28 protein-coding genes are annotated in these 26,128 nt (G+C 52.5%); 13 read left to right on the top strand and 15 right to left on the bottom strand.

Annotated elements, in window-relative coordinates; translation table 11 throughout:
* Window positions 1-112: 112 nt before the first annotated feature.
* Window positions 113-448: a DUF2782 domain-containing protein gene (locus V2P20_RS12585; RefSeq protein WP_331818813.1), complete on the top strand. Its 336-nt coding sequence runs from the start codon at window positions 113-115 to the stop codon at window positions 446-448.
* A gap of 11 nt (window positions 449-459) precedes the next feature.
* Window positions 460-1,500: a homoserine kinase gene (locus V2P20_RS12580; RefSeq protein ID WP_331818811.1), complete on the top strand. Its 1,041-nt coding sequence runs from the start codon at window positions 460-462 to the stop codon at window positions 1,498-1,500.
* On the opposite strand, the gene V2P20_RS12575 is transcribed toward V2P20_RS12580, so the two are convergent.
* The gene (locus V2P20_RS12575) at window positions 1,385-2,266 is read right to left on the bottom strand and encodes a fructosamine kinase family protein (protein ID WP_331818809.1); all 882 of its coding nucleotides are present in this window, start codon (window positions 2,264-2,266) and stop codon (window positions 1,385-1,387) included. The genes V2P20_RS12580 and V2P20_RS12575 overlap by 116 nt on opposite strands.
* A gap of 585 nt (window positions 2,267-2,851) precedes the next feature.
* Here V2P20_RS12575 and lysA point away from each other — a divergent pair.
* The 7 genes from lysA (at window position 2,852) to dinB (ending at window position 9,151) form a co-directional block, all read left to right on the top strand.
* Window positions 2,852-4,099, top strand: coding sequence for a diaminopimelate decarboxylase (gene lysA / locus V2P20_RS12570; RefSeq protein ID WP_331818807.1), 1,248 nt, complete (start codon window positions 2,852-2,854; stop codon window positions 4,097-4,099).
* A 53-nt stretch (window positions 4,100-4,152) separates the two neighbouring features.
* Window positions 4,153-4,980: a diaminopimelate epimerase gene (gene dapF / locus V2P20_RS12565; RefSeq protein ID WP_331818805.1), complete on the top strand. Its 828-nt coding sequence runs from the start codon at window positions 4,153-4,155 to the stop codon at window positions 4,978-4,980.
* The gene (locus tag V2P20_RS12560; protein ID WP_331818803.1) at window positions 4,977-5,660 is read left to right on the top strand and encodes a DUF484 family protein; all 684 of its coding nucleotides are present in this window, start codon (window positions 4,977-4,979) and stop codon (window positions 5,658-5,660) included. The genes dapF and V2P20_RS12560 overlap by 4 nt, the downstream gene beginning before the upstream one ends.
* A 5-nt stretch (window positions 5,661-5,665) precedes the next feature.
* Window positions 5,666-6,571, top strand: coding sequence for a tyrosine recombinase XerC (gene xerC / locus V2P20_RS12555; RefSeq protein WP_331818801.1), 906 nt, complete (start codon window positions 5,666-5,668; stop codon window positions 6,569-6,571).
* A 118-nt stretch (window positions 6,572-6,689) separates the two neighbouring features.
* Window positions 6,690-7,742, top strand: a complete 1,053-nt coding sequence (locus V2P20_RS12550) for a DUF2333 family protein (protein ID WP_331818799.1) — start codon at window positions 6,690-6,692, stop codon at window positions 7,740-7,742.
* Window positions 7,743-7,750: 8 nt separating this feature from the next.
* The gene (locus V2P20_RS12545; RefSeq protein ID WP_331818797.1) at window positions 7,751-8,065 is read left to right on the top strand and encodes a DUF4389 domain-containing protein; all 315 of its coding nucleotides are present in this window, start codon (window positions 7,751-7,753) and stop codon (window positions 8,063-8,065) included.
* Window positions 8,066-8,071: 6 nt separating this feature from the next.
* The gene (gene dinB / locus V2P20_RS12540; protein WP_331818796.1) at window positions 8,072-9,151 is read left to right on the top strand and encodes a DNA polymerase IV; all 1,080 of its coding nucleotides are present in this window, start codon (window positions 8,072-8,074) and stop codon (window positions 9,149-9,151) included.
* A 4-nt stretch (window positions 9,152-9,155) separates the two neighbouring features.
* On the opposite strand, the gene yjgA is transcribed toward dinB, so the two are convergent.
* The 3 genes from yjgA to V2P20_RS12525 are packed head-to-tail and all read right to left on the bottom strand — an operon-like array spanning window position 9,156 to window position 10,502.
* Window positions 9,156-9,767: a ribosome biogenesis factor YjgA gene (gene yjgA, locus V2P20_RS12535; RefSeq protein ID WP_331818794.1), complete on the bottom strand. Its 612-nt coding sequence runs from the start codon at window positions 9,765-9,767 to the stop codon at window positions 9,156-9,158.
* A 5-nt stretch (window positions 9,768-9,772) separates the two neighbouring features.
* Complete coding sequence (locus tag V2P20_RS12530) at window positions 9,773-9,961, bottom strand: hypothetical protein (RefSeq protein WP_331818792.1); 189 nt, start codon at window positions 9,959-9,961, stop codon at window positions 9,773-9,775.
* Between the two features lie 25 nt (window positions 9,962-9,986).
* Window positions 9,987-10,502: a DNA-deoxyinosine glycosylase gene (locus V2P20_RS12525; protein ID WP_331818790.1), complete on the bottom strand. Its 516-nt coding sequence runs from the start codon at window positions 10,500-10,502 to the stop codon at window positions 9,987-9,989.
* A gap of 83 nt (window positions 10,503-10,585) precedes the next feature.
* Here V2P20_RS12525 and rdgC point away from each other — a divergent pair, with 83 nt between their 5' ends.
* The gene (rdgC, locus tag V2P20_RS12520; protein ID WP_331818788.1) at window positions 10,586-11,494 is read left to right on the top strand and encodes a recombination-associated protein RdgC; all 909 of its coding nucleotides are present in this window, start codon (window positions 10,586-10,588) and stop codon (window positions 11,492-11,494) included.
* Complete coding sequence (locus tag V2P20_RS12515) at window positions 11,491-12,549, top strand: L,D-transpeptidase family protein (protein ID WP_331818786.1); 1,059 nt, start codon at window positions 11,491-11,493, stop codon at window positions 12,547-12,549. The genes rdgC and V2P20_RS12515 overlap by 4 nt, the downstream gene beginning before the upstream one ends.
* Before the next feature lie 60 nt (window positions 12,550-12,609).
* On the opposite strand, the gene V2P20_RS12510 is transcribed toward V2P20_RS12515, so the two are convergent.
* Together V2P20_RS12510 and V2P20_RS12505 are read right to left on the bottom strand one after the other, a co-directional pair.
* On the bottom strand, window positions 12,610-12,888 hold the full coding sequence (locus V2P20_RS12510) for an Lpp/OprI family alanine-zipper lipoprotein (protein ID WP_194969468.1): 279 nt from the start codon (window positions 12,886-12,888) through the stop codon (window positions 12,610-12,612).
* Window positions 12,889-13,015: 127 nt separating this feature from the next.
* The gene (locus V2P20_RS12505; RefSeq protein WP_331818784.1) at window positions 13,016-13,558 is read right to left on the bottom strand and encodes a L,D-transpeptidase; all 543 of its coding nucleotides are present in this window, start codon (window positions 13,556-13,558) and stop codon (window positions 13,016-13,018) included.
* A 72-nt stretch (window positions 13,559-13,630) separates the two neighbouring features.
* Between V2P20_RS12505 and V2P20_RS12500 the strand changes: the two genes are divergently transcribed.
* Window positions 13,631-15,265 (top strand): alpha-D-glucose phosphate-specific phosphoglucomutase, encoded by a 1,635-nt coding sequence (locus V2P20_RS12500; protein WP_331818782.1) that lies wholly within the window; start codon window positions 13,631-13,633, stop codon window positions 15,263-15,265.
* 33 nt (window positions 15,266-15,298) lie between these two features.
* Here V2P20_RS12500 and V2P20_RS12495 read toward each other — a convergent pair whose 3' ends face one another.
* Genes V2P20_RS12495 through rluD form a run of 3 tightly spaced genes read right to left on the bottom strand, consistent with a single transcriptional unit; the run spans window position 15,299 to window position 17,796 of the window.
* Window positions 15,299-16,126 carry a ZIP family metal transporter gene (locus V2P20_RS12495; RefSeq protein ID WP_331818780.1) on the bottom strand — a complete coding sequence of 276 codons (828 nt, stop codon included), beginning with the start codon at window positions 16,124-16,126 and terminating at the stop codon, window positions 15,299-15,301.
* 4 nt (window positions 16,127-16,130) lie between these two features.
* A complete protein-coding gene (pgeF, locus tag V2P20_RS12490) occupies window positions 16,131-16,865 on the bottom strand; it encodes a peptidoglycan editing factor PgeF (RefSeq protein ID WP_331818778.1) in 735 nt (244 codons plus the stop codon).
* Window positions 16,840-17,796, bottom strand: a complete 957-nt coding sequence (gene rluD / locus V2P20_RS12485; protein WP_331818776.1) for a 23S rRNA pseudouridine(1911/1915/1917) synthase RluD — start codon at window positions 17,794-17,796, stop codon at window positions 16,840-16,842. The genes pgeF and rluD overlap by 26 nt, the downstream gene beginning before the upstream one ends.
* Window positions 17,797-17,914: 118 nt before the next feature.
* On the opposite strand from rluD, the gene V2P20_RS12480 reads away from it, so the two are divergent.
* Window positions 17,915-18,757, top strand: a complete 843-nt coding sequence (locus V2P20_RS12480) for an outer membrane protein assembly factor BamD (RefSeq protein ID WP_331818774.1) — start codon at window positions 17,915-17,917, stop codon at window positions 18,755-18,757.
* Window positions 18,758-18,827: 70 nt separating this feature from the next.
* Here V2P20_RS12480 and phoU read toward each other — a convergent pair whose 3' ends face one another.
* From phoU to V2P20_RS12450, 6 genes are all read right to left on the bottom strand, one after another.
* A complete protein-coding gene (gene phoU, locus V2P20_RS12475; RefSeq protein ID WP_331818772.1) occupies window positions 18,828-19,544 on the bottom strand; it encodes a phosphate signaling complex protein PhoU in 717 nt (238 codons plus the stop codon).
* Window positions 19,545-19,558: 14 nt separating this feature from the next.
* Entirely contained in the window at window positions 19,559-20,392 is an 834-nt protein-coding gene (gene pstB / locus V2P20_RS12470; RefSeq protein ID WP_331818770.1) for a phosphate ABC transporter ATP-binding protein PstB, read from the bottom strand.
* Between the two features lie 6 nt (window positions 20,393-20,398).
* Window positions 20,399-22,054, bottom strand: a complete 1,656-nt coding sequence (pstA, locus tag V2P20_RS12465) for a phosphate ABC transporter permease PstA (protein ID WP_331818768.1) — start codon at window positions 22,052-22,054, stop codon at window positions 20,399-20,401.
* On the bottom strand, window positions 22,051-24,288 hold the full coding sequence (locus tag V2P20_RS12460; RefSeq protein ID WP_331818766.1) for an ABC transporter permease subunit: 2,238 nt from the start codon (window positions 24,286-24,288) through the stop codon (window positions 22,051-22,053). The genes pstA and V2P20_RS12460 overlap by 4 nt, the downstream gene beginning before the upstream one ends.
* Window positions 24,289-24,528: 240 nt before the next feature.
* On the bottom strand, window positions 24,529-25,515 hold the full coding sequence (locus tag V2P20_RS12455; protein WP_331818764.1) for a phosphate ABC transporter substrate-binding protein PstS family protein: 987 nt from the start codon (window positions 25,513-25,515) through the stop codon (window positions 24,529-24,531).
* A 92-nt stretch (window positions 25,516-25,607) separates the two neighbouring features.
* Window positions 25,608-26,123 (bottom strand): histidine phosphatase family protein, encoded by a 516-nt coding sequence (locus V2P20_RS12450; protein WP_331818762.1) that lies wholly within the window; start codon window positions 26,121-26,123, stop codon window positions 25,608-25,610.
* Between the last annotated feature and the right edge of the window lie 5 nt (window positions 26,124-26,128).

The raw sequence follows: 26,128 nt of genomic DNA, 5'->3' as shown, positions 1-26,128 counted from the left end.
ATCAGTGCGCTGATGATTGATTTTGCTCATGCCCAATCCTGTTTTTAATCAAGCAAGCCGCCCCAAACTGTAATAAGATAACGCCAGTTTTTATTCCTGATGAGGCACGACCATGCGCCGTTTACTATTACTTAGCCTTATTGCCTTTCCGGCATTCGCCGTTGATGAGCGGCCGCCCCAGCTCGAGGCCGTGCCGGAGGCGCCTGAACCGCCCATGCCCGTGCAAAGCGGCGAAGAGATGGAACCCGATATCACCATTATCCGCAAAGGCAAGCAGACCATACAAGAATATCGCCGGGCCGGCAAACTTTATATGATCAAAGTGATACCGGATATCGGCCCGCCTTATTATTTCATTGATAAGAATAATGACGGCGTAATGGATGTGCGCCGTGATGACGCGAACAGGGAAAGCAACATCAATATGTGGAAAATCCTGGAATGGTAGAAGTATAACCGGTGTCTGTTTATACGCCTGTAAACCGCCTGCAGCTCGAACAATTCTTCATCACTTACAGTCTTGGCAAAGTCACCGGTTTTGAGGGGATTAAAGACGGGATAGAAAACACCAACTATTTTGTCACAACCACGCAGGGCCGTTTCGTCCTGACCTTGTTCGAGTCGCTGGCGGCCGACGATCTGCCGCCCTTCATGGATTTAATGACGCATCTGGGCAGAAGCGAAATCGCTTGCCCTCGCCCTTTGCCCGATCGGCAAGCCAATCCGTTGCATTCCCTGAACGGTAAACCGGCCGCGCTGTTCAATCGTCTGGCCGGCGCCGCCGTCGCCTCGCCGTCGATCGCGCATTGCCGTCAGATCGGCCTGCAGCTGGCGCGCCTGCATTGCGCTACGCAAAACTATGCGTTTCCAATCAAGAACCGCCGGGGACTGGACTGGTGCCGGAGCGTATCCGCGGAAACCGGCCCGTTCTTATGTCCGGCGGACCGGGCCCTGATTGACGACGAATTGCGCATTCAATCGCAAAGCAGCACGGATCTTCTGCCGCGCGGCGTTATCCATGCCGATCTGTTCAGGGACAATGTCCTGTTCATGGACGGGCGGCTCAGCGGTCTGCTGGATTTCTACAGCGCCTGCACCGACGCGCTGCTGCTCGATATCGCGATCACGGCCAATGACTGGTGCTGCGATAACGGCATCGTGAATCCTGAAAAAATCATGGCCCTGCTATCGGCCTATGAAACGCTACGCCCGCTGGAACCGCAGGAAAGGCGGCACTGGCCGCTCATGCTCAGAGCTGCGGCGCTAAGATTCTGGCTATCGCGGCTGCATCATCGGCTGCATCCGCGCCCAGGCGAAATAACCCAGCAGAAAGATCCGCTGGTTTTCCGGCATATCCTGGAACAGCACCGGCGGCTGGCCTCGGTCATTTCAGTTCGGCCTGCAGCATGGCCATCATGCTTTCGGCCTGCCGCAGATACCCGCCGCCGAACAGATTCAGATGATTTAGAATGTGGTACAGATTGTACAGCGTCTTCCTGACGCTGTAGCCTTCATGCAAAGGCCACGCTTCCTGGTAGGCGGCATAGAAATCGCGGCCGAATCCGCCGAACAGCTCGGTCATGGCTAGGTCGGCCTCCCGGTCGCCGTAGTAACAGGCCGGATCGAAAATCACCGGAAGCCCTTGTCTGTCCACGGCCGCATTACCGGCCCATAGGTCGCCATGAAGCAGGGAAGGCTCCGGAGAGTAGCCGCCAAATAAAGCATCCAGATCGCCGAGAAGCCGCTCGCCGCTCGCTTGCAGCCGTCCGCCGTAACCGTTCGATGCCGCCAGTTTCAGCTGAAAGCCCAGACGCTGCTCGCGCCAGAAACCCAGCCAATCATTATATTGGCCGTTGGGCTGCCGCGTGCTGCCGATCGTATTGTCGCGATGCCAGCCGAAATACGGCTGTTTTACGGCATGCAGGCTCGCAAGCTGCTGCCCCAACAGACGCTCGGACGCTTTGCTCGATGGGCCGAAGTCAATGTTTTCGAGCACCAGAAAGGCATGATTTGCCGTGCTGCCGGCAGTGATGGCCGCAGGTACGCGCAGGGCTTGAGTTGATGCCAGCGCCTTGAGCCCTTCGAATTCGGCTTCAAACATAGCGGCCAGATCAGCGCGGTTGAGTTTCACGAAATAGGTTTCATCATGCCCTTTCAGCCGATAGGCTGAATTGATGTCGCCACCGCTAACGACTTGCGATGACACGACCGTAAAAGCCTGTCCCGTTGCCGCCGCGATGTGTTCTGAAATAATCTGCCAGTTCATAATTTACCTACCACGTTTCCACACTTTATTTTTCAAAGACAGACCTTGTTGTTATTTGACCGCATCAGACATCGATAACGCCTGGCTGTCCTGCCTAAATGAACGAATGATGATCTGACCAGATAATAGCGCACATGCCGGAAGCGTGCAGAATTAACGACATCGGCATGACAAAGGCTCAAACGCGGCTACTTCGGACTATCCAATCCGGATCCATTTCGCATTCAATTCCATGGTTGTTTTTAAAGTTCAACAGTCCTTTAGTTTCAGTTAAAATCACGATTTTCTTATGATTTAAAAGTTGACTTTACCTCCTGCCGGCATTCGCTATAGGACATAATCGGACAAATCCATAAAGCTGTATGCCTTTTATTACAATTCGGCTTATTATGTGAGTTGTTTTTGACCATGCGTCCTGAGTATCACATGGTGGCTGACTATATTTATTATGCTTCATGAAAATCTATAAATTACTACTATTATTACTGCTAAGCTCAGTTGCTGCAGGCTGCGGACAACCGGGCCCGCTTTATTTGCCGGACCAACAGCCGCCCATTCATGTAAAACCGGAAAAAGACAAATAACATGGATTATTTCAATTATCGCAATGACGAGCTATTCGCCGAAGATGTGGCTGTGCAGGATATCGTCTATAAATATGGCAGTCCTTGTTACATTTATTCCAGAGCCACATTGGAACGGCATTGGCACGCCTTTGATCGGGCTTTTGGCGACCAGCCGCATCTGATCTGCTATGCCGTCAAAGCCAACTCCAATATCGCTATTCTCAATTTGCTGGCCCGCCTGGGATCAGGCTTCGATATTGTCTCGTTGGGCGAAATGGAGCGCGTTCTTGCCGCCGGCGGCGATCCCGGAAAAATCGTGTTCTCGGGCGTCGGCAAACGCGAAGATGAAATTCTGGCCGCATTGAAAGCGGGCATACGCTGTTTTAATGTTGAAGTCAGCGGCGAACTGGACCGGATCAATCGGCTTGCAGGGCAACTGGGCGTTATTGCGCCGGTGTCTTTCCGGGTCAATCCCGACGTCGACGCCAAAACCCATCCTTATATCTCGACCGGTCTGAAAGAAAACAAATTCGGCATCGACATCGAGCAGGCCCTGAGCGAATACCGACGCGCCGCTACACTGCCTTATATCAACGTGGTTGGCATCGATTGCCATATCGGCTCGCAACTGACCGAGGCCCGGCCTTTCCTTGATGCGCTGGACCGCGTGCTGAATCTGGTGTCAGCCCTCAAAGCCGAAGGCATCGTTCTGCATCACCTGGACCTGGGCGGCGGACTCGGCATCCGTTATAAGGACGAACAGCCGCCCGAACCGGCCGGCTACATCGGGGCTGTGCTGGACCGCCTGGGCGCCAACGATTTCGAAATCCTGGTGGAGCCCGGCCGAGCCATCGTCGGCAACGCCGGCATTCTGGTTACGCAGGTTGAATATCTCAAACCGACAGCCCACAAAAACTTCGCCATCGTCGATGCGGCCATGAACGACCTGGTGCGCCCTTCTTTATACAGCGCCTGGCAAGAGATCATCCCGGTCAAAAAGCAAAGCCTGGCGCCGGAGATGCGCTGGGACATCGTCGGCCCGGTTTGCGAAACGGGCGATTTCCTGGGCAAGGATCGCACGCTTAGAATCGCTCAGGGCGACTTATTGGCAATACGGTCATCGGGCGCTTACGGCTTCTCCATGAGTTCGAATTACAACTCCAGACCGCGTGTCGCCGAACTGATGGTCGACGGAAGCGATCTGCACTTGATCAGGGCAAGGGAAACGATCGCCCAGCTTTGGGCCGGAGAGCAACTGCTGCCATGAGCCATCGGCGCCGGAAACCAACTCATTTTCACTCTATCCCTTGAAGCACATAAATGATCAATTTCACTAAAATGCACGGCCTCGGCAATGACTTTGTCGTCATTGACGCCATCAATCAACACGTCGCCTTAAGCGCAGAGCAGATCAGGCAACTGTCCGACCGGCACTTCGGCATCGGCTTCGACCAGCTGCTTTTGGTCGAAAAACCGGCCAGTGCCAATGCCGACTTCAAGTACCGGATTTTCAACGCCGACGGCAGCGAAGTCGCCCAGTGCGGCAATGGCGCACGCTGTTTTGCCCGTTTCGTCCGCGACAAACAGTTGACCGATAAGGACGAGATACGCGTTGATACCAACTCGGGCCAGCTGCTGCTGCATCTTGATGAAGATGATCTTGTTACGGTCAATATGGGCGTGCCCCGGCATGCACCCGACGAAATCCCTATGCTTGCCGAGGAGGAATCCAGATATTACACCGTAGCGGTAAACGATACGGAAAGAGCGTTTGGCGCTGTCTCGATGGGCAATCCGCATGCCGTTCTGCAAGTCAACGACTTAAAAACAGCGCCGGTGGCCGAATTGGGCAGTGAACTGGAGCGCCACCCGGTCTTTCCTGAGCGCGCCAATATCGGTTTTATGCAGGTGGTTGACCGCCAGCATATCAAGCTGCGCGTTTTCGAGCGTGGCGCCGGCGAGACGCTGGCCTGCGGCAGCGGCGCTTGTGCCGCCGTGGTAATCGGCATCGAGCACAACCTGCTGGATCATGATGTTTTCGTGGAACTGCCGGGCGGCGAGCTGAAAATAAGCTGGTCAGGCCGCGGAGAGCCTGTATTCATGACGGGGCCGGCCGTCACCGTTTTCGATGGAACACTGGCGTTATGACCGCACAGCAAAACCCGGAACTGACTGCGGCCCAGATTGCACAATACCTGCAGCGGCATCCGGAATTTTTTAACGACCATCTGCATCTGCTGGAAAAAATGCGCATCCCGCACCCCTGCGGCAGCGCCGTATCGTTGATTTCAAAACAGCTGGAGCTGTACAGAAACAAGCATCAGGAACAGGAAAGCCAGCTGAAGGCGCTCATTGAGATCGCCAGAGACAACGATACATCCCTCAGCCGTATGCACAAGCTTACCCTGGCTTTACTGGATGCGTCCACGCTGGAGGAAGCCATCGCCAATCTTGAGATGGTCTTGTCCGACTATTTTCTGACCGATTTTGTCGCGATTCGCATCATTAAGCACAAGCCGGACGCATCAATCGCCAATCTGTTCATCGCACCGGGCAGCGTAGACTTGAAACCCTTCACAAAGGAACTGGCCGCCAATCAGCCCAAATGCGGCCGTCCGACACTGGCGCAGGCTAAAGTGCTGTTCGGCGAGGCCGCGCCGGACGTCAAATCCTGCGCTATCATTCCCATGGTTTTTACCGAGCTCGAAGGTATCGTGGCCATCGGCAGCCGGGAAGAGAGCCGGTTTCATTACAGCATGGGCAACCTGTTTCTGACTCAAATGAGTGAAATCATCGGCACCCGGCTTATTTCACTGCTTGCCGCCTGATTATTATGCGTACCGATGCCGAGCACGCGTTAACGGCCTTTTTAGACCAGCTCCAGGTTGAGGCGCGCGCCTCCGAACACACGATAAAAAGCTACCGGCGGGATATCGGGCATTTGATCCGCTATTGCGAAAGCAAAGCGATCGATCATTGGATCGATCTCAAGCAAAGCGATATCAGAGCGCACATCGCAGGCCGGCACCGTCAGGGCATCAGCAGTAAGAGCCTGCAGCGCGAACTGTCGGCAATCCGCAGTTTTTATAACTTCCTGTTGAAGAAACGTCTGGCCGAAAGCAATCCGGCCCAGTATGTCAAAGCCCCCAAACAAAGCAGAAAACTGCCTAAGACGCTGGATGTGGACCAGATCAGCGGCCTGCTGGAAGCGGGAACCAGTTCAGTGCTGGAAATACGCGATCTGGCCATGTTCGAATTATTCTATTCTTCCGGCCTGCGCCTGAGCGAATTGGCCGCCTTGAGCCTGGCCGACATTGATCTGCCCGACCGCTCGCTGGCCGTACGCTCCGGTAAAGGCGGAAAATCGAGGCTGCTGCCTATCGGCGGCAAGGCTGTCAGCGCGCTTGAAAACTGGCTGGCTCAGCGTTTAAAGATGGCTGCCGCCGCCGAGTCCGCATTATTCGTTTCCAGCCGGGGCACGAGACTGGGCCCGCGCAGCATTCAGTTAAGACTGGCGCAGTGGTGCCGGAAAAAAGGCATCGCCGAACACCTGCATCCGCATATGCTCCGGCATTCTTTTGCAAGCCATCTGCTCGAATCCAGCCAGGACCTGAGAGCCGTGCAGGAACTGCTCGGACACAGCAATATCAGTACGACACAGATCTATACGCATCTGGATTTCCAGCATCTGGCTGAAGTCTATGATAAAGCCCATCCGAGAGCCAAAAAAAAATCATAACGGGCCATTGCTTGGTCAGCAAATATTTAAAAAATCTGCTACCATGTGGGCTAATTTTAGTAGACAAAGTAATCTGTTTTATCACGCAGACACTCTATCTTTACGGGACACCTGAAAAATGGCGGCAAGCGATACACTGCAAGATGTAAAATCTAAAGGAATACTCTGGGGCTTCGGCGTATTAGTCCTGGTGGTACTAGTTGTTCTATTCATCCTGGGTGCCTGGTGGGGAAGTGAACCGGATCAGTTCAATGTACAGGAAGAAGCGCTGGAAAGGGCAAAAGAAACCAATACTACTGAAATGCCTTTAGGCTATACCTACGCCAACACATTGGCCCACATCGCTGATGTCCTGCTGCATAAATCCGGCGGCTATATCACCAATGACGTTGCGCCTCCCGGCGTATTGCTGGATAACATTTCCAGCTGGGAATTTGGCGCACTGGTCATGCTGCGCGATGCCACATCGGCATTAAGAAACCATTTTGCCCGAGATCAATCGCAATCGGCCGAAGATGCCGATCTAGCCGTCGCGGAGCCTTACTTCTACTACGAACACAATTCGTGGGCGTTGCCGTCAACGGAAGCGGAATATGAAAAAGGCATTGAGGCGCTGCATAAGTATATGTTGCGCCTGCAAAAATACGGCGGCCCCGTGAAGCGCGGGCAGTTCTATGCCAGAGCCGACAACCTGGCGCAATACGTGGAAGTGGTGATCAAGCGTCTGGGCGGTTTGTCCACGCGCCTGAGCGCCAGCGTGGCCGGTGCGGAAATCATACCCGGCTTGGCAGTGCTTGAACCGGGCGCTGCTGAAACCGGCGTTACAGGCGAAGCCCGTGAAACCAAAACTGTGCCGATAGTGGCCCAGACCCCATGGCTGGAGATCGATAACGTTTTCTACGAAGCCCGCGGCGCCAGCTGGGCCTTGCTGCATATCCTCCGGGCCATCAAGCATGATTTCCATGACATCCTGCTGGATAAACGCGCCATGAACACGGTCGACATCATGATCAAATCCTTTGAAAACGCACTGGCTCCAATCCTGAGTCCCATGGTTTTGAATGGCAGCGGCTACGGCCTGTTCGCAAACTATTCATTGTCCCTGGCAACCTATATCGCGCGCGCCAACGCAGCAGCATTGGACTTGCGTGACATCATGAACCGGGGGTAATGCCGATCATGCAAGAGCAAATCAACGAGAATCTGAAAAAGCTCGGCACTTGGAAACGGATTTTCTTTATACTGATTTTTGCAGCCATCATCACCCTGGTCAGAATGCTGCTGTGGGCGATTATCGCGCTGCAAGTCGCCTCCATGCTGTTGACCGGCAAAGTCAACAGCAACGTACTCAATTTCGGCCGCAGCCTTTCGGCTTACACCTACCATATCCTGCTGTTTCTGACTTTCAACACCGATACGCTGCCCTTCCCTTTCTCGGACTGGCAGATGACTGAAGAGATGAGCCTGCCCGAGCCGAGGGATTCAAAAAAATAACCCGCCATGGATGGTATCCGCAAAATCATTCATATCGATATGGATGCTTTTTTTGCGGCCATCGAGCAACGGGATTTTCCCAAATACCGGAACAAGCCGCTGATCGTCGGCGGCGCACCCGACACACGAGGCGTCGTTGCTACCTGCAGCTATGAGGCCAGACAGTACGGCATCCATTCGGCCATGCCTTCATCGCAGGCTTACCGTTTGTGCCCGCAGGCTATTTTTGTCAAACCCCGCTTCGAAGCCTATCGGGAAGCGTCGCAAACCATTCGAAAAATATTTGCCGGCTATACCGAACTGGTCGAACCGCTGTCGCTTGACGAAGCTTATCTGGATGTCAGCGATACTCAATTGCGCCAGGGATCGGCCACGCTCATAGCCAAAGCCATCAAGGCCGAAATTAAACAGGAAACCGGCCTGATTGCCTCGGCCGGCATTTCCTACAATAAATTTCTGGCCAAAATCGCTTCGGACATGGACAAGCCGGACGGGCTTTATCTGATCACGCCGGAACAGGGCGCGCGCTTCGTCGAACAGCTCACTATCGATAAATTCCACGGCATCGGCAAAGCGACAGCGCAGAAAATGCAGGCGCTGGGCATACAGACCGGCAAGGATTTAAGAAACTTGCCGCTGGCGACGTTACAGCAGCATTTCGGCAAATCGGCCCGCCATTATTACAACATCTGCCGGGGCATTGACAACAGGCCCGTCAACAGCCATAGGATCAGTAAATCGGTGGGCGTAGAGACGACTTTTCAGCGGGACATTACCGCCAGACAGGAGGTCATCGCGCAACTGCATGGCCTGCTGAAAAAAGCCCTGGCAAGAGCCGCCGAAAAACAGCTGGTCGCCTATACTTTAACCGTCAAAATCAAATACCACGACTTTGTCCAGATCACGCGCAGTCGAACCCTGCCCCACGCGGTGACAACCACATCGGGCACGCTTGCGATCCTGGAAGATCTATTGCGCAGTACCGATATTGGCGCGCGCAGAGTACGGCTGCTTGGCGTTACGCTGTCATCGCTGGAAAACCGGTCCAGACTGACGCATTTCCAGCAAACGGACTTGTTTAACTGAGCCGCTACAAATCTGAATCCGGTTCATCGTCAGCCGGTTCATCATCAGCTGATTCATAGCCATCGAACTCAAACACTTCTTTCAGATAGCGGTACAGCAGGCGCGAAGATCTGGGAGGCTTGCCCGCCGCCGCTTCCTTCTGGGCATTGCGCAACAGCTGCCTTAACTGCTGCCGGTCCGCCTGCGGCTGCTCATCAAGCAATTCGGCCAGCGCCTCGTTGCCTTCTGCAATCAATCTATCCCGCCAGCGCTCGATGATATGATGCTCCCTGACCGCATGCGCGCTTTTGCTTTTGATGCGGGCCAGTCCTTCCTGAATGGGTTCTATATCGATTTTATGCAGCTGGCCGGCAATAAATTTCAGCTGCCGTTTTCTCGCACCTTTTGGCGGCATGCCTGCAACCTGGACGATGGCTTTATGGAGATTTTCAGGCAGCTCAAAAGTTTTTAATTGCGCCTCAGGCAAACCCGACAATTCTTCGCCCAAAGCGAAAAGAGCGGCCATATCGCGCTTTTGCTGCGACTTGTTGGGGCGGACCGCATAATACTCCACCTCCTCGTCTTCATCGTATTCGTACCCGTATTCTTCCTCGTATTCGTATTCTTCTTCGCTCATCTGATCTAAACCACTACCATTAAAAAAATCACAAACAGCACGACAAGGCCCAAAGGCACCAGCACTGCCTTCCAGTCTGCCGGCGCTTTTCTGCTTTGCTCGAGTGATGCCTTAATCCCGGGCCGCATCCAGAAAATAATCAGCAGCGCCAGAACGCCCAACAATAGATTTTCCCAGCTTGAAAATGCTTCCATCTCTGCCTCGCCGTATAAATAACGCCTACTTTACCACAGGCTGCTTAATCACTTTCCATGCTTCTATTTTTTGCGCCAAATTCAAAGAAGCATGGGCTGGACTTGTTGAAGGCAAACGCTGATATTCAAGATAGGCAAAACGTTGATCCAAGCTTGGCAGAATATATTTTTTATAGACCTTTTCAGCCATGCCGCCATTGAAAAATACGCGCCTGATAAATTTATACTCGCTAAAAAAGTTTGCAAAGTCATTGGTTTTTATCGATGCCCACGCTATATTCGAATCCAGGCTGCCCTGCCGCTGACAGCTTTGCAGCACATCCCAGACCGCTACCTTGTTCTCCATCAGAATGGCCTTACGCCGCTCATAATCAAGATCAGGAAAAGCGCCGAACAATGCGCCCATGATCGGCCAGAATGCATTACTGGGGTGGCCGTAATACTGTTGCTTAAGCAGTGAGACTTCACTGGGCATGGACCCCAGAATCAACACCTGCGCACCCCTGGAAACAATCGGAGCGAATCCTCTAATGTCAGTCATGCTCATTCTATAAATTTTAATTTTAGCCCGGCAATTTTGCGCGATAATACGCGCTCGTCAATTTTATAGAGTATCTGTTACGCATGTGGTTTAAAAATCTTAGCATTTTTCGTCTCACCGAAGATTTCACCTTATCTCCAGCTGAACTGGAGCAAAAACTTGAGCAAATGGCATTTCGTCCTTGTGGCAATCATGAGGAATTCTCCTTTGGCTGGACCGCTCCTTTGGGCAATGCTTCAGCACAACTGGTGCACACTGCGAACGGTTTTATGATGCTGTGCGGAAAAAAAGAAGAAAAAGTGCTGCCCGCTGCCGTAGTCAATGACATGCTGCAGGAAAAAATCCTAGAAACGGAGGACCAGCAGGGCCGGAAATTAGCCAAGAAGGAACGTACCGCCATCAAAGACGAATTGATCTTTGAGCTGCTGCCCAGGGCTTTCAGCTTTTCACGCAAAACTTACGCCTATATCGATCCCAAAGGCGGCTGGCTGATCGTTGACGCCGCCTCGGCCAAAAAGGCAGAGGACCTGCTCAGCAACCTGCGCAAATGCCTGGGTTCATTGCCGGCCGTGCCGCCTAATACGGTGGAAAAACCGGTTTTTACCATGACCCAGTGGCTGATCAATCACCAAACACCGGCCGATATCACGATTGAAGATGAATGCGAATTGCGCTCACCCGAAGAGGAAGGCGGCATCATCCGCTGCAAACGCCATGATCTGACGCTTCCGGAAATCAAAAACCATCTCGATACCGGCAAGGAAGCAATAAAACTGGCCCTCACCTGGGACGACCGGCTCTCCTTCATTATCGACGAACATCTGTCCATCAAACGCCTGCGCTTTCTCGATTTGATCCAGGATCAGGCCGCCGATATAGAAACCCACGACGAAGCCGAACAATTCGACGTGGACTTTTCGATTATGTCACTGGAACTGGCGAACTTTTTACCCCGTCTTATGGAATTATTCGGCGGAGAAAATAAAGCATGACTTATCTAACGACCAGCCTTATTCTTAAAAGTCGCCTTACGCCGTCTTTTATGCCCAGGCTGGTCGTATTATTACTGCTGATATCCAGCCTGCCCGCTTCGGCCACAACGTATGAACTGCCCGATAACCCGGGCGACAGCCTGATCGGCGATCCATCAGTCGGCGAACTTTATACCACGGCCACTTATGAAGACACACTGCTCGATATCGCCCGGCATTATGATATGGGACAGCTCGAAATCCTGCTGCTTAACCCGGACGTGGACAGATGGCTGCCGGGCCAGGGCACTCGGGTCCGATTGTCCAATCAGCGCTTATTGCCCGATACACCAAGAAAAGGTCTGACGCTGAACCTTCCTGAATACCGCATGTATTATTTCCCCAGGCATGCGGAAGGCGAGAAAGGGGTCGTCAAAACCTTTCCGCACAGCATCGGCCGCGTGGATTGGCGAACGCCTCTAGGGCGAACAACAATTGTCCGCAAAACTGAAAACCCGACCTGGACACCGCCGGCATCGATCAGAGCGGAGCATGCCGCCAAGGGAGATATTCTGCCGGCATTCATACCGGCCGGACCCGATAATCCTCTTGGTCAGTTTGCGATGTATCTGGGCGTAAAGGGCTATCTGATCCACGGCACCAACAAACCTTTCGGCGTCGGCATGCGGGTCAGCCATGGCTGCATCCGTATGTATCCGGAGGATATTGAAGAACTGTATCCGGAAATAGAGACAGGCACGCCAATCTATATTGTCAATCAACCGGTTAAGGTCGGCTGGCATCAGGATACGCTGTATATAGAAGTTCATCCGACTTTGGCTGAAACTGAAGCGGAAGACGAGAATGGAACCATTCCCAAACAGACGGAAAAAAAATACCTGGCACGCCTGGAACTGGCGCTAAAATTGATTGAACGCGCCAACAACAATCAAATGCCGGTCCTTGATGGCGCGACACTGAAAAAGGCTCTGCAAATGCATAATGGCATCCCTGTCGCCATTTATAAGCGCCCTTCCATGACGGAAGCCAGCCCCGCACCTTCTTCAATCCCATAAAAAAAGCCCGCTGGGGAAAAATCCCAGTGGGCTCTCTCTATGCATCAAAAAAATGATGAATTATTTCATCATTGATTTTTTGAACATACGATCCAGTTTGCTGTTAGTGTCTTGAGCGTATTGAGCAGCGCGGTTAGCAGCTTGTTCCGCATCAGCAGCTTTTGCAGCCGCATCAGCAGCAGCACGTTGTGCGCTGGCAGCATCAGCTGAAGCTTGAGAAACTTTAGAATTCAAACCATCAATTTGTGATTGCAGGTTATCGATATCTGAGTTAGTGGCGCAACCAACAACCAGAGTAGCAGCCATAGCGATCATTGATAATTTAATTACTTTTTTCATATTATTTTTCCTTATTTCAAAGTTGTTACTACGTAAAGAGTACTTCCAAATTAGATTCTACACTATTTTCAAGCTTTTTTCCAGCTTTAAGTTAGTTTCTCCCATTATGCCCTTATCTGTCCATTGACTATTTTATCCTGACCATTGTCCCTTTATCTATCCAATGACTCAAATGATCAATCTGACTGTTGGTCAAGGCGATGCAGCCGTGCGTCCAATTCATCATTTTATGGATTTTTTCATCGGCCCGACCTAAGCCATGAATGCCTATCCGTCCGCCTAATGGGGTATTTTGCGGAGGCACTTGATTGTGCTTGTGAGCGTATACGATACTGTTATAGGTGACGCGATTTATCAATCCCTGCTCCAGCGCTTTCCCGGCATCGTCTACGGAAGGATAGGTTAAACCAAAAAATTTTTTAAAGGCGCTCTGCTCACCGACCCAGCCGATCCTGTAATCTCCAAAAGGAGTGACATTATCGCCCCGATGATGCTTAAAGCCCGCGCCGCCCTGGCCGATCGCAATACCGTCGAGGGTTTCAAGCGTCTTCTCGCCTTTTTTGACTTCAATCTTTAGCGCGCTCGTATCCACCAGCAGCCATATATCCTCAGCGGCAGATACAACCGTAGCACAACAACTACAATAGAGTAATAAATAAATTCGCCACATAAATAATCTACACTAGAATAAAGGTTTCCATACTTAAGCTCATCAGGATAATTGTCGCACTAAGGCAAAAATATGCAAATAGAAACGATCACTACCCACCCCTATAACGACCAGAACCCGGGCACATCCGGTCTTCGAAAAAAAGTTAAAGTATTTCAGCAGCCGAACTATCTGGAAAATTTCATCCAGTCCATCTTCGATTCTTTGGACGACTTTGCCGGCAAAAAACTCGTGCTCGGCGGTGATGGTCGGTATTTTAATCGAACCGCAATACAAGTCATCATTAAAATGGCGGCAGCCAATGGATTCGGCGAATTGATCATCGGCCAGGGCGGTTTATTGTCCACACCTGCGGCATCGCATCTGATCAGAAAAAACAAGGCCTTCGGCGGCCTGATCCTTTCCGCCAGCCATAACCCGGGCGGTCCTGACGAGGATTTCGGCATTAAATACAATGCCGACAACGGCGGCCCCGCACCGGCAAAATATACACAGGCCTTTTTTCAGCGCAGCCAGTCCATCGACAATTACAAAATCGCAACCATGGCCGATGTAGACCTGGACAGCGTCGGCACGCAGCAGATCGGCGACATTAAAATCACGATTGTTGACCCGGTAAGCGATTATGCCGAACTGATGCAGTCAATTTTCGATTTTCCGCTGCTGAAGCAAAGCATCAGCTCCGGCTATATCAGCTTGTGCTTCGACGCCATGCACGCCATTACCGGCCCGTATGCCAAAAGAATACTGGAAGACATGCTGGGCGCGCAGCCCGGTTCGGTCATCAACGCCGAACCGCTGGAAGATTTCGGCGGCCATCATCCCGATCCTAATCTGGCGCACGCGCAGGAACTGGCCGAGAAAATGTTCAGCCCTGCCGCACCGACTTTTGGCGCCGCTTCCGACGGCGATGGCGACCGCAATATGATCATGGGCGACCATTTCTTTGTCACGCCCAGCGACAGCCTCGCCATTATGGCGGCCAATGCGCATCTGATTCCGGCCTATGCCAAAGGCTTGAGCGGCGTTGCGCGCTCGATGCCGACCAGCCAGGCTGTCGACCGCGTCGCGGCCAAATACAACATTCCCTGCTATGAAACGCCGACCGGCTGGAAATTCTTCGGCAATCTGCTCGATGCGGGCAAAATCACGATCTGCGGCGAAGAGAGTTTCGGCACCGGTTCCAATCATGTGCGAGAAAAAGACGGGTTATGGGCCGTGCTGTTCTGGCTGAACCTGATCGCCAGAAGACGCCAGCCGGTTGCCGATATCGTGCATGAGCACTGGCAGAAATTCGGCCGCGACATCTACAGCCGCCACGACTACGAAACCGTAGCGAGCGATATCGCCAACGATATTATCGAACACCTCAGATCTCTGTTGCCGACACTGGCCGGCCGGTCATTCGGCGAATATGCCGTCAAGTATGCGGATGAATTCAGCTACCAGGACCCGATAGATGACAGCATTACCGAGAATCAGGGAGTCCGCATCGGCTTTGAAAACGGTTCCCGCATTGTGTTCCGCCTGTCGGGCACCGGCACGGTCGGCGCCACGTTGAGAATCTACCTGGAACGCTTCGAGGTCAATCCCGACAGGCATGATCAGGATGCACAAGTCGCGCTGGCCGATTTGATCGATCTCGCCGAACAGCTTTGCGAGGTCAAAAAGCGCACCGGCCGAACCGGACCGACTGTTATTACTTGAGCCAGCTCAAGGCGCAGGATTCAGCCCCTGCGCCTACACCTCAATATCATGGGCAATACCGTGCATGAGGCAAACCAGCAGCACGCCTGCCAGAATCAAGACAATCTGCTGCAAGGACGCCTTCATGTCGGTTTTTCTGTGCAGCGACGGTATCAGGTCGGCAACGGCGATATAAATAAAACTCGAAGCCGCCAACGCCAGAAAATACGGCAGACTGTCATGCAGATCCTCCAGGCTGAAATAAGCCAGCACACCGCCCACAACCGTCGTCAAACTGGCCAGAACGTTATAGAACAGCGCCTTGCCTTTACCATAGCCGCTCTGCAATAAAATCGCGAAATCGCCGACTTCCTGCGGAATCTCGTGCGCGGCGACCGCCAGACTGGTCACGATGCCCAGTTTCACATCGGTTAAAAACGCGGCCGCGATCAATACGCCGTCGACAAAGTTGTGGATGCTGTCGCCCAGAATGATCAAGGCTCCGGCGGACTTGCCGTGCCCATGACTGTGCGCGTGCACATGCGCATGATCGTGAGCGTCTTCATCGCCGTGCGCTTCACAGCCGCCACCGTAATGGCAATGGCGCCAGATCAGCAGTTTTTCCAGGACAAAAAAACCGAGTACGCCGGCCAGGATGGTTCCGGACAAGGGCTGGATCTGCTCCGGCCTGACGTCTTCGAACGCATGGGGGATCAAGCCCCAGAAAGCGACGGCCAGCAGCGCGCCGATCGCAAAACTGATCCCGTGCGGCAAAACCGCTTCCCTGTGATGATCCGGCAACAATAGAAAGACTGCGGCAGCCATAACGCTTAAAAGACCGCCTACGGCAGTAAAAATAACAATAAATACCAATAAACTCACTACTTCAGTCTCTCCAGATTAATGTCGCCATGCGTCCTGTCTCTTTATCCCGGCGATAGGAATAAAAACGTTCATGATCCGTGACGGTGCATAAATTACCGCCATAGATTCTGTCTATGCCAAGAGCGGCCAGATCCACTCGAGCCAGTTGATAAATATCGGCCAGCCATTTGCCGTTGCCGCGCGCTTTGAAAGCCGCCGCAAACCCTGCTGATTTTCCAATGAAAGCCTCACGGACTTCGGCGCCGACCTCAAAACACGCGGGCCCGATCGCAGGCCCCAGCCAGACCAGCAGATCCTGATTGCCCATCGCCGTGACCGTATTGCCAATCACGCCGGACAACAAGCCCCGCCAGCCAGCATGAATAGCCGCTATCCGCGAGCCTTCGGCATTGCAGACCAGCAGCGGCAAACAATCGGCCGTCAGCACCGCGCAGACAACCCCGGCCTCATCGGTAAAGCTGGCATCGGCCTGTACCAGCGATTGTGTTTTTCCTGCATCGACGGCTTTGTTGCCATGGATTTGCTCCAGCCAGACAGGCTCGGCGGGCAGCGCCAGCATCGTTTTGATGATCTGCCGATTCTGCCTGACCGTTTCGGCATCATCGCCGACATGCGTGGCCGGGTTTAAGCTGGCGAACGCGCCTTTACTGACGCCGCCAGAGCGCAATGTCGTCGCGGCATGTATGTGGCCGGGCGCGGGCCAGTCCGGCTCAAGCCAATGTTTGTTGCTGTTCATTTTCAGCTAATGCTTCAAGCAGATTGATCATGTCTTCAGGCAAGGGTTGTTCCCACTCCAAATATTCATCGGTGACCGGATGCCGCAGTCCCAATTTTGCCGCATGCAGCGCCTGCCGTTTGAAGTTGCGCAATGCCTGCTCCAGATGCTCGCTGCAATGCGGCGGCATCTGGAAGCGCCCGCCGTACACTTGGTCGCCAACCAGAGGATAGCGGATATGCGCCATATGCACGCGGATCTGGTGCGTACGGCCGGTCTCTAGCTTGACCCGAATCAATGTGTGCCCCGCAAAGCGCTGGATGACGCGGTAATGAGTCACGGCAAACTTGCCTGAGTTTTTGACCGCATAGCGTTTACGATCGGTAGGATGCCTGCCGATCGGCTCATCGACAGTGCCGCCGGCAGTCATGCGGCCGCGCGCGATAGCCAGATATTCCCGGGTAATCTCGCGGTCCTGCAATTGCTGAGCCAGACTATTATGCGCCTGCAGCGTCTTGGCGATCATCAGCAGGCCGCTGGTATCCTTGTCGATGCGGTGGATGATGCCGGCCCGCGGCAAGGTCTCCAGATTCGGCGCATGATGCAGCAAAGCATTCAGCAAGGTGCCGCTCCAGTTTCCGACAGCCGGATGCACGACCAGTCCGGCCGGCTTGTTGACGATCAGCAGGCTGTCGTCCTCGTAAATGATATCCAGAGGGATCTCTTCGGGCTCACAGGTAATCACCACCTCCGGCTCGGCATCGAGCGTGATTTCCTCGCCGCCTTCCAGCTTGTCTTTCGGCTTGAGCATTGAGCCGTTGACTAGCACGCGACCTGACTTGATCCAGGTTTGCAACTTGCTGCGCGAATAATCGCCAAACAGCTCCGCAAGCGCCTGATCCAAACGCATACCGGCCAATTCTAAAGGCACTTCTGCCGTTAATCTCGTCATAACAAATTCTTCTGATTAACTCGATGTTAAGTTATACTCGCCGGCTATATGGCCATTTCAAGCGCCGCGGCTATATCCTGCGAGAAAACCTCTAATATTACAACGTGTCGTTAGCACTATGCGATTAATTTTAATAAAATTTTTATTCATCTGCTTTTTAAGCCTGTCGATTGGGGGTTGCGAAACGCTTAAAGAGCTCACGGCCGGCGACACCTCCGATACAACAGACGAATACGCGGACTGGAATGCCGATAAATTTCGCAAAGAAGCTAAAGCGGCCTCGGATTCCGGCAATTACGAAAAGGCGATTAAACTTTATGAAGCGCTGGAGGCGCGTTATCCGTTCGGTGAAGAAGCGGCGCAAACTCAATTGGATGTGGCTTATGCTTATTTCAAAAATGATGACCCTGAAGCCGCAATCGCCGCAGCCGACCGCTTTATCAAAATCAACCCGAGAAGCCCCGCCGTTGATTATGCTTATTATTTAAAAGGCTTGGTCAATTACAATCGCGGCATTGGCTTTATTGATCGCTACCTGCCGACCGACACCTCTCAGCGCGATACCAGCAGTGCGCGTGAGGCTTATGATAATTTCGCCGAACTGCTGCGCAGATTTCCGGAAAGCAAATACGTGCCTGATGCCAAACAGCGCATGATTGCGCTTAACAACAACCTGGCCATGCATGAAGTCCACATTGCGCGCTTTTACATGAAGCGCAAGGCTTACATTGCCGCCGTCAACAGAGCGAACCATGTTGTCGAGAAATATCAGCGCACCCCTGCCGTTCCCTATGCGCTGCAAATTTTGCAGGAAGCCTATACAGAGCTTCAGATGCCGGATCTCGCCGCGGATGCGGCCAGAATTTACGAATTGAACTTCCCGGAAGGCCCGCCTGTGCCTGAACACAAGAGCGCTACCCTACTAAATAAGGTCTGGGATTTTATCGGCCTGGAAGAGTAACGCTAAACCGGTACATTAACCGGTTTTTGCTGAAAAGGCGGATATCTTGAGATGCCCGCCTTTTCAGCATCTAGCCTTTGATCTTTTTCTCAAGTTCGGCCTGGGTCATATGGCGCACATCCTCGCCTTTGACCATGTAGATGATGTTCTCGCAGATGTTGACCGAATGGTCGCCGATCCTCTCGAGCGCTCTGGCTGTCCACAGCACATCCAGCGTACGCGTGATATTTCTCGGGTCTTCCATCATGCGCGTGATCAGTTGCCGGATGATGCTGCCGTATTCACGGTCGACATATTCATCGCGCCCGGTAATGGTCGTTACATCCTCTATGCTCATCCTGGCGAATGCGTCCAGGGCGCCATGCAGCATATCCCGGACCAGATCGGCCATATGTTGCAATTCATAATATTGATCATGCTTGTTGGTATCGGTATCCGTTAAACGCATCGCCATTTCAGCAATGCGCTCGGCCATGTCGCCGACTCTTTCAAGCTCGTTAATGGTTTTAATGACCGTGATCAGCAACCGCAGATCGAATGCGGCCGGCTGCCTCAGCGCCAGGATCTGCATGCATTCCTGGTCGATGAGCATTTCCAGCGCGTCAACCTGATTATCCTGCTTGATAACCAGTTCGGCCATTTCTATATCGCCGGTCATGAAGGCTTCTACGGCCTGCTCTATCTGCTGCTCAACCAGCCCGCCCATCGTCAAGACATTATTGCGGATATCTTCCAGTTCCTTGTTGAACTGTCCCGAAATATGCTGCCCAATTTTGCTTTTTTCCATTGTTATCTCCCGGTTTAACCATACCGTCCGGTAATGTAATCTTCTGTCTGTTTCTTTTTGGGATTGGTAAACAACTCGCTGGTATGCCCCATCTCGATCAATTCGCCCATATACATGAAGGCCGTATAGTCCGAAACGCGCGCCGCCTGCTGCATGTTGTGCGTCACGATGACAATGGTGTATGTCTCCTTCAGCTCATTGATCAACTCTTCAATTTTCAAGGTTGAAATAGGGTCCAGCGCCGATGCGGGCTCATCCAGCAACAACACTTCCGGCTCAATGGCGATGGCTCTGGCGATGACCAACCGTTGCTGCTGCCCGCCCGACAACCCCAAGGCATTGTCATTCAGGCGGTCTTTTACCTCATCCCAGATGGCCGCACCGCGCAAGGCGTTCTCGACCGTTTCGTCCAGGGTGCGCTTGTCGTTGATGCCCTGAATCCTGAGCCCATACGCGACATTTTCAAAGATGGACTTGGGAAAAGGGTTGGGCTTTTGAAACACCATGCCCACGCGTCTGCGCAAAGCGGCCACATTCACCGATTTATTATAGATGTCTTCATTATCGAGCAGGATTTTGCCTTCGATTCGGACATTGTCGACCAGATCGTTCATGCGGTTGATGCAGCGCAGCAGCGTTGATTTGCCGCAGCCGCTGGGGCCGATATAGGCCGTGACCTTTTTCTTGGGCATTTCCATGTTGATGCCGTGCAGGGCCTGCTTTTCGCCATAGAACAGCTTCAAGTCCTCTATTTTGATGCAGGTTTCCTGCGGACCCCGCGGTTTTGTCTGTCCCTTTAAAATGGAGTCCATATCGATTGCGTGAGTTCGTACGTTTTCTGTTGCCATTCTTTGTTAACCTTCTAATGCGCGGTATTTTTCGCGCAGGTGATTTCTGATTTTAACCGCCGCCAAATTAAGCCCGACGATGACTATGACCAGCAGCAATGATGTAGCGTAAACCAAAGGTCTTGCCGCTTCTACGTTCGGGCTTTGAAAACCGACATCATAAATATGAAACCCCAAATGCATAAATTTTCTGTCCAAATGCAAAAACGGGAAATTGCCGTCCAACGGCAATGACGGCGCCAGCTTGACGACTCCGACCAGCATCAGCGGCGCCACTTCCCCCGCCGCCCGCGCGACCGCCAGAATCAGGCCGGTCATCATGGCCGGGCTCGCCATCGGCAGCACCGTGCGCCACAACGTTTCCAATTTGGTAGCGCCCAACGCCAGACTGCCTTCGCGTATCGACTTGGGGATACGCGCCAAGCCTTCCTCGGTAGAAACGATGACCACCGGCAAGGTCAGCAGGGCCAGCGTGATTGAGGCCCACAGCAGTCCCGGCGTGCCGAAAACAGGCGCCGGCGCCGCTTCCGGATAAAACAGCCGATCGATGTTGCCGCCCACGATATAGACAAAAAAGCCCAACCCGAATACGCCATAAACGACCGAAGGCACACCGGCCAAGTTATTTACCGCGATCCTGATCAACCGGGTCATAAAGCCCTGCCTGGCGTATTCGCGCAAATATACCGCGGCAATCACGCCGAACGGCGTTACGATGATCGACATGATGATCACCATCATGATGGTTCCGAAAATCGCCGGAAAAATACCGCCCTCAGTATTGGCTTCGCGCGGGCTGTCCGTTAAAAACTCTGCAAGCTTGCTGCCATAATGGATGATTTTATCACCTACGCTCATGGCATTCGGCTGGTACAACCTGACTACTTTAGCCAAGGGCACCTCGAGCTCGCTGCCGCCTGAAGTCTTTACCACCAGGCTATCACGCCGTATCTGCTGATACAGCTCGCCCAATTGATCCTGGTAGCGTTTGTAGTCGGCCTCATATTCGGCTTTTTCAGCCGCCATCTGCTGCTGCGCCTCCTGATTCCATTGGCCATCCATCTGCAGGCGTTTCTGTTTAAGCCTTAAGCGTTCCAGACCATAGTTGACCGCGCCGATTTCTTTTTTCTCAATTCGCGTTATCTCGTCAAAAATAGCCGAAGCCGCCTCTATTCTTTCCAGCGCGGCCGGCAGAGCCTGATCGCCTGCCGCAATAATGTTGCCGCTTTCTTTAACCGCAGCCAGATTACCATAAAGATTGCCCCATTCCCGACGTTCCAAAACGCTGATATCGGCTGGAAACTGTCGGCTCCGGATATTGCGTTCCTGAATCCAGCGGAAATCGGCGCCCAGCACATCGCGATTGCCGGTCTTGATCAGATCTTGCACCAGTGTGTCTTCATTATCGGCCATTTTATAGCCGGCCGCCTTTGCCATGGCGGCGCTGGTGATACTGGTATCGACGATCTCGCCAATCACCGTCTCGGACTGCCCGCCTTCTTCCTGGTAAACCATTTCCGCTACATTGGACGGCCAGAAATGCCCGGCCCCTTTTACAGTCACGAGGCCCAGCAGGCCGAGTACAAAAATAAGACAGATACTGACCGCCGCGGCATTGAGCCATACCCACGGCGAACCGCTTTTAAACCATTGTTTGATCATAATGAACTGTATTTTTCGCGTAGGCGCTGACGGATGACTTCGGCCAGCGTGTTAACAATAAAGGTGAACAAAAACAATACCAGTGCGGCTAAAAACAGAACCCGATAGTGCGTACCATCAACTTCCGATTCCGGCATTTCGACGGCGATATTGGCCGATAAGGTGCGCATGCCTTGGAAAATGCTTAAATCCATGACCGGCGTATTGCCTGTCGCCATCAATACAATCATGGTTTCGCCGACGGCGCGGCCCAGACCGATCATGATCGCCGAGAAAATCCCCGGACTGGCCGTCAACAGCACGACCCTGGTCATGGTCTGCCAGGGCGTAGCGCCCAATGCCAGCGAGCCGACCGTCAAATGTTTCGGCACACTGAAAATGGCATCCTCGGCAATCGAAAAAATCGTCGGAATCACGGCAAAGCCCATCGCTACGCCAACCACCAGCGCGTTGCGCTGGTCATAGCCAATACCCAGCTCGGCTTTAAACCATTCGCGCAGGCTGCCATTGAATAATGCGGCTTCCAGCGGCACGCTGACGGCAAAAGCAAACCAGCCGCTTAATAAAATGACCGGTATCAACAATGCCGCATCCCAGCCTTCCGGCACTTTTTGCCGCAGGTCTTCGGGCAGGTTTTGCCAAAGAAAGGCAAACAGCATCACGGCCAGCGGCACAATCATCAACAATGCAAACAAACCCGCCAGATGCGCTTCTATAAACGGCGCCAGCCAGAGGCCGGCCAGAAAGCCCAGAATAACAGTCGGCAACGCCCCCATCATTTCGATGCTCGGTTTTACATAACGGCGCATGGCCGGCGTCATGAAGTAGGCTGTATAAATAGCGCCCATCAATGACAAAGGAACGGCAAACAGCATCGAATAAAATGCCGCCTTCAAGGTGCCGAATACCAGAGGCACCAGGCTGTATTTAGGCTCAAAATCATTGCTTGCCGAGGACGATTGCCAGATATAGCTGGGCTTCGGATAGCTTTCATACCAGACTTCCTGCCAAAGCACCTTCATCGAGACCTCAGGATGCTCATTTTCAACACGCCAGAAATGCAGGGTGTTGTCGCCGGACTGCACCAGGAATGCATTGGCTTTGGGCGATAGCGTTGCGGCAATAGAGCCCGCGTCGCCGACAGGCTTTTTAACCAACTCTCTTTCAGCAGTTGAATGGTAAATGCCAACGACACCATTGGCGTCCAGTGTCATAAAACCTTTGCGGCGCTGCTCGGCGTATATGCCAATGACAGGGCTGTCAGAAACCTTGAACGCTCTGATCTTCCGCAGTGCCGGCTGTCTCATATCGTCCCTGCCCAAATTCCATTGCGATACCAATCCGCTGGAATCGCCGACCAGCAGCGACAGATCGCCATTCAGGAATGCGATACTTGAAATCTTCTCGCCCGCCGCCACTACATTCTGCTGTTGCCGGATAGCCGGGCTGCTTTTATTGCTGATATCAAAAAAACTCAAACGTCCGTCGCTGCTGATCAGATACAGGCTGCGCTGTTCTCTGTCGATGATGATATCCGTCAGATTAAATGCTGCCGGCATGCTCAGAACGGCATCGGTACGATTTAGTCCTGCTTCCTCATCAAATAAAGACTCCTTTTTCTCAAAGCTGACCAATCGAACCTTATCCGCAGCTTTGGCTACGATCGTGGTTGTATCATTGGTCTTGACAGCAACTTTTTCCAAAGCCGCGCCAGTGTCGTCCACCATCAGCGGCGCCTCGCCCAATGGATAGCTCAGGGATGGCGTAATAACCCGCCTGTCGTCCGCATAAGATTCCTGGTATTGAGATTTTGCAACGATAGCGCGGCCATCGGACAATCCATAAATGACCTCGCCCTCGGCTGGACTGCCTTGGGCAAAACTGCTGATATGCACGCCTGCCGGTATCGGGAGCGATTTTACGTCCACCGTTTTGCCTGTCGCGACTTCAAAAAACACGACCTGGCCGCTATCGGTGAAACGAGAGGCCATTTGATTTTGCTCATCCATCGTCAGCAACAGCGTATGGCCCAGTGTTTTTTCGGGCACGTCGTAATGTGCAGCAGATTCCGCTGCCGCGGGTATAAACAAGGGAAAAACCGAATACAGCAGAAAGAAGAAAATCAGTGCGATAGCGACGATGATGCCCAGGCCGCCTATCACGACGCCATAACGGGCCAACTGGTCTTTTATCAATCGCCACTGATGATAATGCCTGCCGGTATCGGTTTTCATACCCGCAGATTGGTAATTTAAATTGCTTTCAGACATGCCGACATTTTGTAAATTGTTAGGACAATGAAATACAAACGAAAAAAGGCCGAGATTCATACAAATCCCAGCCGCCTTTTGTCCGGATTAATCTCTGTTTATCATGAGAAGGGGAAGAGAGCGTTAATCCAGCTCAACATCCTTGTTTATGCATCCCTGCACAACAATCAAAGTCCTTTCATAGCTAATCCATAATCTGTACTGTTATTTAATGGAAGCCGATGCTTTTTCAACCACTTTGGCAGGCAGTGGAATATAGCCGTCTTTTATGACAGCCTGCTGACCTTCTTTCGATAATACCATTTTAAGGAACTCATTTTCTAAGGGCGCCAATGGCTGGTTAGGCTTTTTATTGACGTAAACGTACAGGTAGCGCGCTAAAGGATACTTGCCAGCCAGTGTATTTTCAGGCGTGGGATCAACAAAAGCTTCGCCCGCTGCTTTTGCCAACGGCACTGCTCTGACGCCTGATGTCGTATAACCCATACCGGAATAACCGATACCGTTTACTGATGTCGTCACCGCCTGAACCACTGAGGCAGAGCCCGGCTGTTCATTGACGTTATCTTTGAAGTCGCCTTTGCATAAAGCTTCTTCCTTAAAAAATCCGTATGTGCCGGAAACCGAGTTACGTCCGTATAGCTGAACGCTTTTGCCTTGCCAAGCTCCGCTAATACCCGCTTCACCCCAGGTAGTAATGTCTTTGTCGTATCCACATTTGCGTGTCGCCGAAAAAATCGCATCGACTTGGGGCAGCGTCAGACCTTTAATCGGATTGTCTTTATTGACGAAAACCGCCAAGGCATCGATGGCTACAGGCACGGCAGTAGGCTTGTAATTGAATTTGCTTTCAAACGCATCGATTTCGTCATCTTTCATTTTACGGCTCATGGGGCCGATATTGGCCGTGCCTTCGGTTAAGGCAGGAGGTGCGGTAGAAGAACCGGCCGCTTGAATCTGGATGTTGACGTTCGGATAGTTGCGGTTGAATTCTTCTGCCCACAGCGTCATCAGATTTGCCAATGAATCTGAACCTACGCTGGATAAATTACCCGATACGCCGCTGGCTTTTTGATAGCTGGGAATAGCCGCATCAACAGTCTGTGCAGCCATCGCATGACTGCTTGCCAATGAGACGGAAGCCATCCCGATTGCTGTAACCAACTGTTTCACATTGAAAAATAATTTCATAACCTGCCTTTACTGAAATAACTGACTTGGAACCATTATGCAGGCAATAGATGACAGTAATATGACAGCTCTCATTTTTTGTCATATTACTATTAACGAGCTTTGGGTAAATTCCTGGCATAAGTAATGGACAACAGTTCTGCGCCCCCTGTGTTCATGCGACTCCAGTCACAAGATATGATCAGCCTTGCCAGCGCCGCCGTCGGCAATAACTTATCTTTATCGGGCAACGCTGCATTGCCTGCCAAGTCAATCAGCAGCGCTTCCAGTTCCGGATTATGACCAATCAATAAAACCCGCTCCGCCCGAACCGGACAATCGGCAAGCGTGTCTTTCAATCCATCCGGATCCTGCTCATACAAGCGCTTGTCCCGATGGATGACCTGAGCCGGCAGTCCTAATGCAGCGCAGACTATCTCCGCCGTTGCCACGGCTCTTAATGCGGGTGAACTGACCACGAAATCAGGCACCAGCTGATGCTGCTGCATCCAGATTCCCATCTGGCGGGCTGCGCGTTTTCCTCTCCGGCTTAACGGCCGCTCGAAATCATCGGCATCGACATGCCAGTCCGATTTTGCGTGCCGCAGCAACCATAATTCTCTATTCATACCCA

This window comes from Methylobacter sp. Wu1 (assembly GCF_036553575.1).
Classification (GTDB): Bacteria; Pseudomonadota; Gammaproteobacteria; order Methylococcales; family Methylomonadaceae; genus Methylobacter.
Note: the sequence above shows the minus strand (reverse complement) of the source record. Positions and strands in the feature narration are given on the sequence as shown.

Excerpts from the sequence above, each read along its gene's own strand:
- V2P20_RS12585 (WP_331818813.1), top strand. The coding sequence starts at position 113 with ATGCGCCGTTTACTATTACTTAGCCTTATTGCCTTTCCGGCATTCGCC.
- V2P20_RS12575 (WP_331818809.1), bottom strand. The coding sequence starts at position 2,266 with ATGAACTGGCAGATTATTTCAGAACACATCGCGGCGGCAACGGGACAG.
- lysA (WP_331818807.1), top strand. The coding sequence starts at position 2,852 with ATGGATTATTTCAATTATCGCAATGACGAGCTATTCGCCGAAGATGTG.
- dapF (WP_331818805.1), top strand. The coding sequence starts at position 4,153 with ATGATCAATTTCACTAAAATGCACGGCCTCGGCAATGACTTTGTCGTC.
- V2P20_RS12560 (WP_331818803.1), top strand. The coding sequence starts at position 4,977 with ATGACCGCACAGCAAAACCCGGAACTGACTGCGGCCCAGATTGCACAA.
- xerC (WP_331818801.1), top strand. The coding sequence starts at position 5,666 with ATGCGTACCGATGCCGAGCACGCGTTAACGGCCTTTTTAGACCAGCTC.
- V2P20_RS12550 (WP_331818799.1), top strand. The coding sequence starts at position 6,690 with ATGGCGGCAAGCGATACACTGCAAGATGTAAAATCTAAAGGAATACTC.
- V2P20_RS12545 (WP_331818797.1), top strand. The coding sequence starts at position 7,751 with ATGCAAGAGCAAATCAACGAGAATCTGAAAAAGCTCGGCACTTGGAAA.
- dinB (WP_331818796.1), top strand. The coding sequence starts at position 8,072 with ATGGATGGTATCCGCAAAATCATTCATATCGATATGGATGCTTTTTTT.
- yjgA (WP_331818794.1), bottom strand. The coding sequence starts at position 9,767 with ATGAGCGAAGAAGAATACGAATACGAGGAAGAATACGGGTACGAATAC.
- V2P20_RS12530 (WP_331818792.1), bottom strand. The coding sequence starts at position 9,961 with ATGGAAGCATTTTCAAGCTGGGAAAATCTATTGTTGGGCGTTCTGGCG.
- V2P20_RS12525 (WP_331818790.1), bottom strand. The coding sequence starts at position 10,502 with ATGACTGACATTAGAGGATTCGCTCCGATTGTTTCCAGGGGTGCGCAG.
- rdgC (WP_331818788.1), top strand. The coding sequence starts at position 10,586 with ATGTGGTTTAAAAATCTTAGCATTTTTCGTCTCACCGAAGATTTCACC.
- V2P20_RS12515 (WP_331818786.1), top strand. The coding sequence starts at position 11,491 with ATGACTTATCTAACGACCAGCCTTATTCTTAAAAGTCGCCTTACGCCG.
- V2P20_RS12510 (WP_194969468.1), bottom strand. The coding sequence starts at position 12,888 with ATGAAAAAAGTAATTAAATTATCAATGATCGCTATGGCTGCTACTCTG.
- V2P20_RS12505 (WP_331818784.1), bottom strand. The coding sequence starts at position 13,558 with ATGTGGCGAATTTATTTATTACTCTATTGTAGTTGTTGTGCTACGGTT.
- V2P20_RS12500 (WP_331818782.1), top strand. The coding sequence starts at position 13,631 with ATGCAAATAGAAACGATCACTACCCACCCCTATAACGACCAGAACCCG.
- pgeF (WP_331818778.1), bottom strand. The coding sequence starts at position 16,865 with ATGAACAGCAACAAACATTGGCTTGAGCCGGACTGGCCCGCGCCCGGC.
- rluD (WP_331818776.1), bottom strand. The coding sequence starts at position 17,796 with ATGACGAGATTAACGGCAGAAGTGCCTTTAGAATTGGCCGGTATGCGT.
- V2P20_RS12480 (WP_331818774.1), top strand. The coding sequence starts at position 17,915 with ATGCGATTAATTTTAATAAAATTTTTATTCATCTGCTTTTTAAGCCTG.
- phoU (WP_331818772.1), bottom strand. The coding sequence starts at position 19,544 with ATGGAAAAAAGCAAAATTGGGCAGCATATTTCGGGACAGTTCAACAAG.
- pstB (WP_331818770.1), bottom strand. The coding sequence starts at position 20,392 with ATGGCAACAGAAAACGTACGAACTCACGCAATCGATATGGACTCCATT.
- pstA (WP_331818768.1), bottom strand. The coding sequence starts at position 22,054 with ATGATCAAACAATGGTTTAAAAGCGGTTCGCCGTGGGTATGGCTCAAT.
- V2P20_RS12460 (WP_331818766.1), bottom strand. The coding sequence starts at position 24,288 with ATGAAAACCGATACCGGCAGGCATTATCATCAGTGGCGATTGATAAAA.
- V2P20_RS12455 (WP_331818764.1), bottom strand. The coding sequence starts at position 25,515 with ATGAAATTATTTTTCAATGTGAAACAGTTGGTTACAGCAATCGGGATG.
- V2P20_RS12450 (WP_331818762.1), bottom strand. The coding sequence starts at position 26,123 with ATGAATAGAGAATTATGGTTGCTGCGGCACGCAAAATCGGACTGGCAT.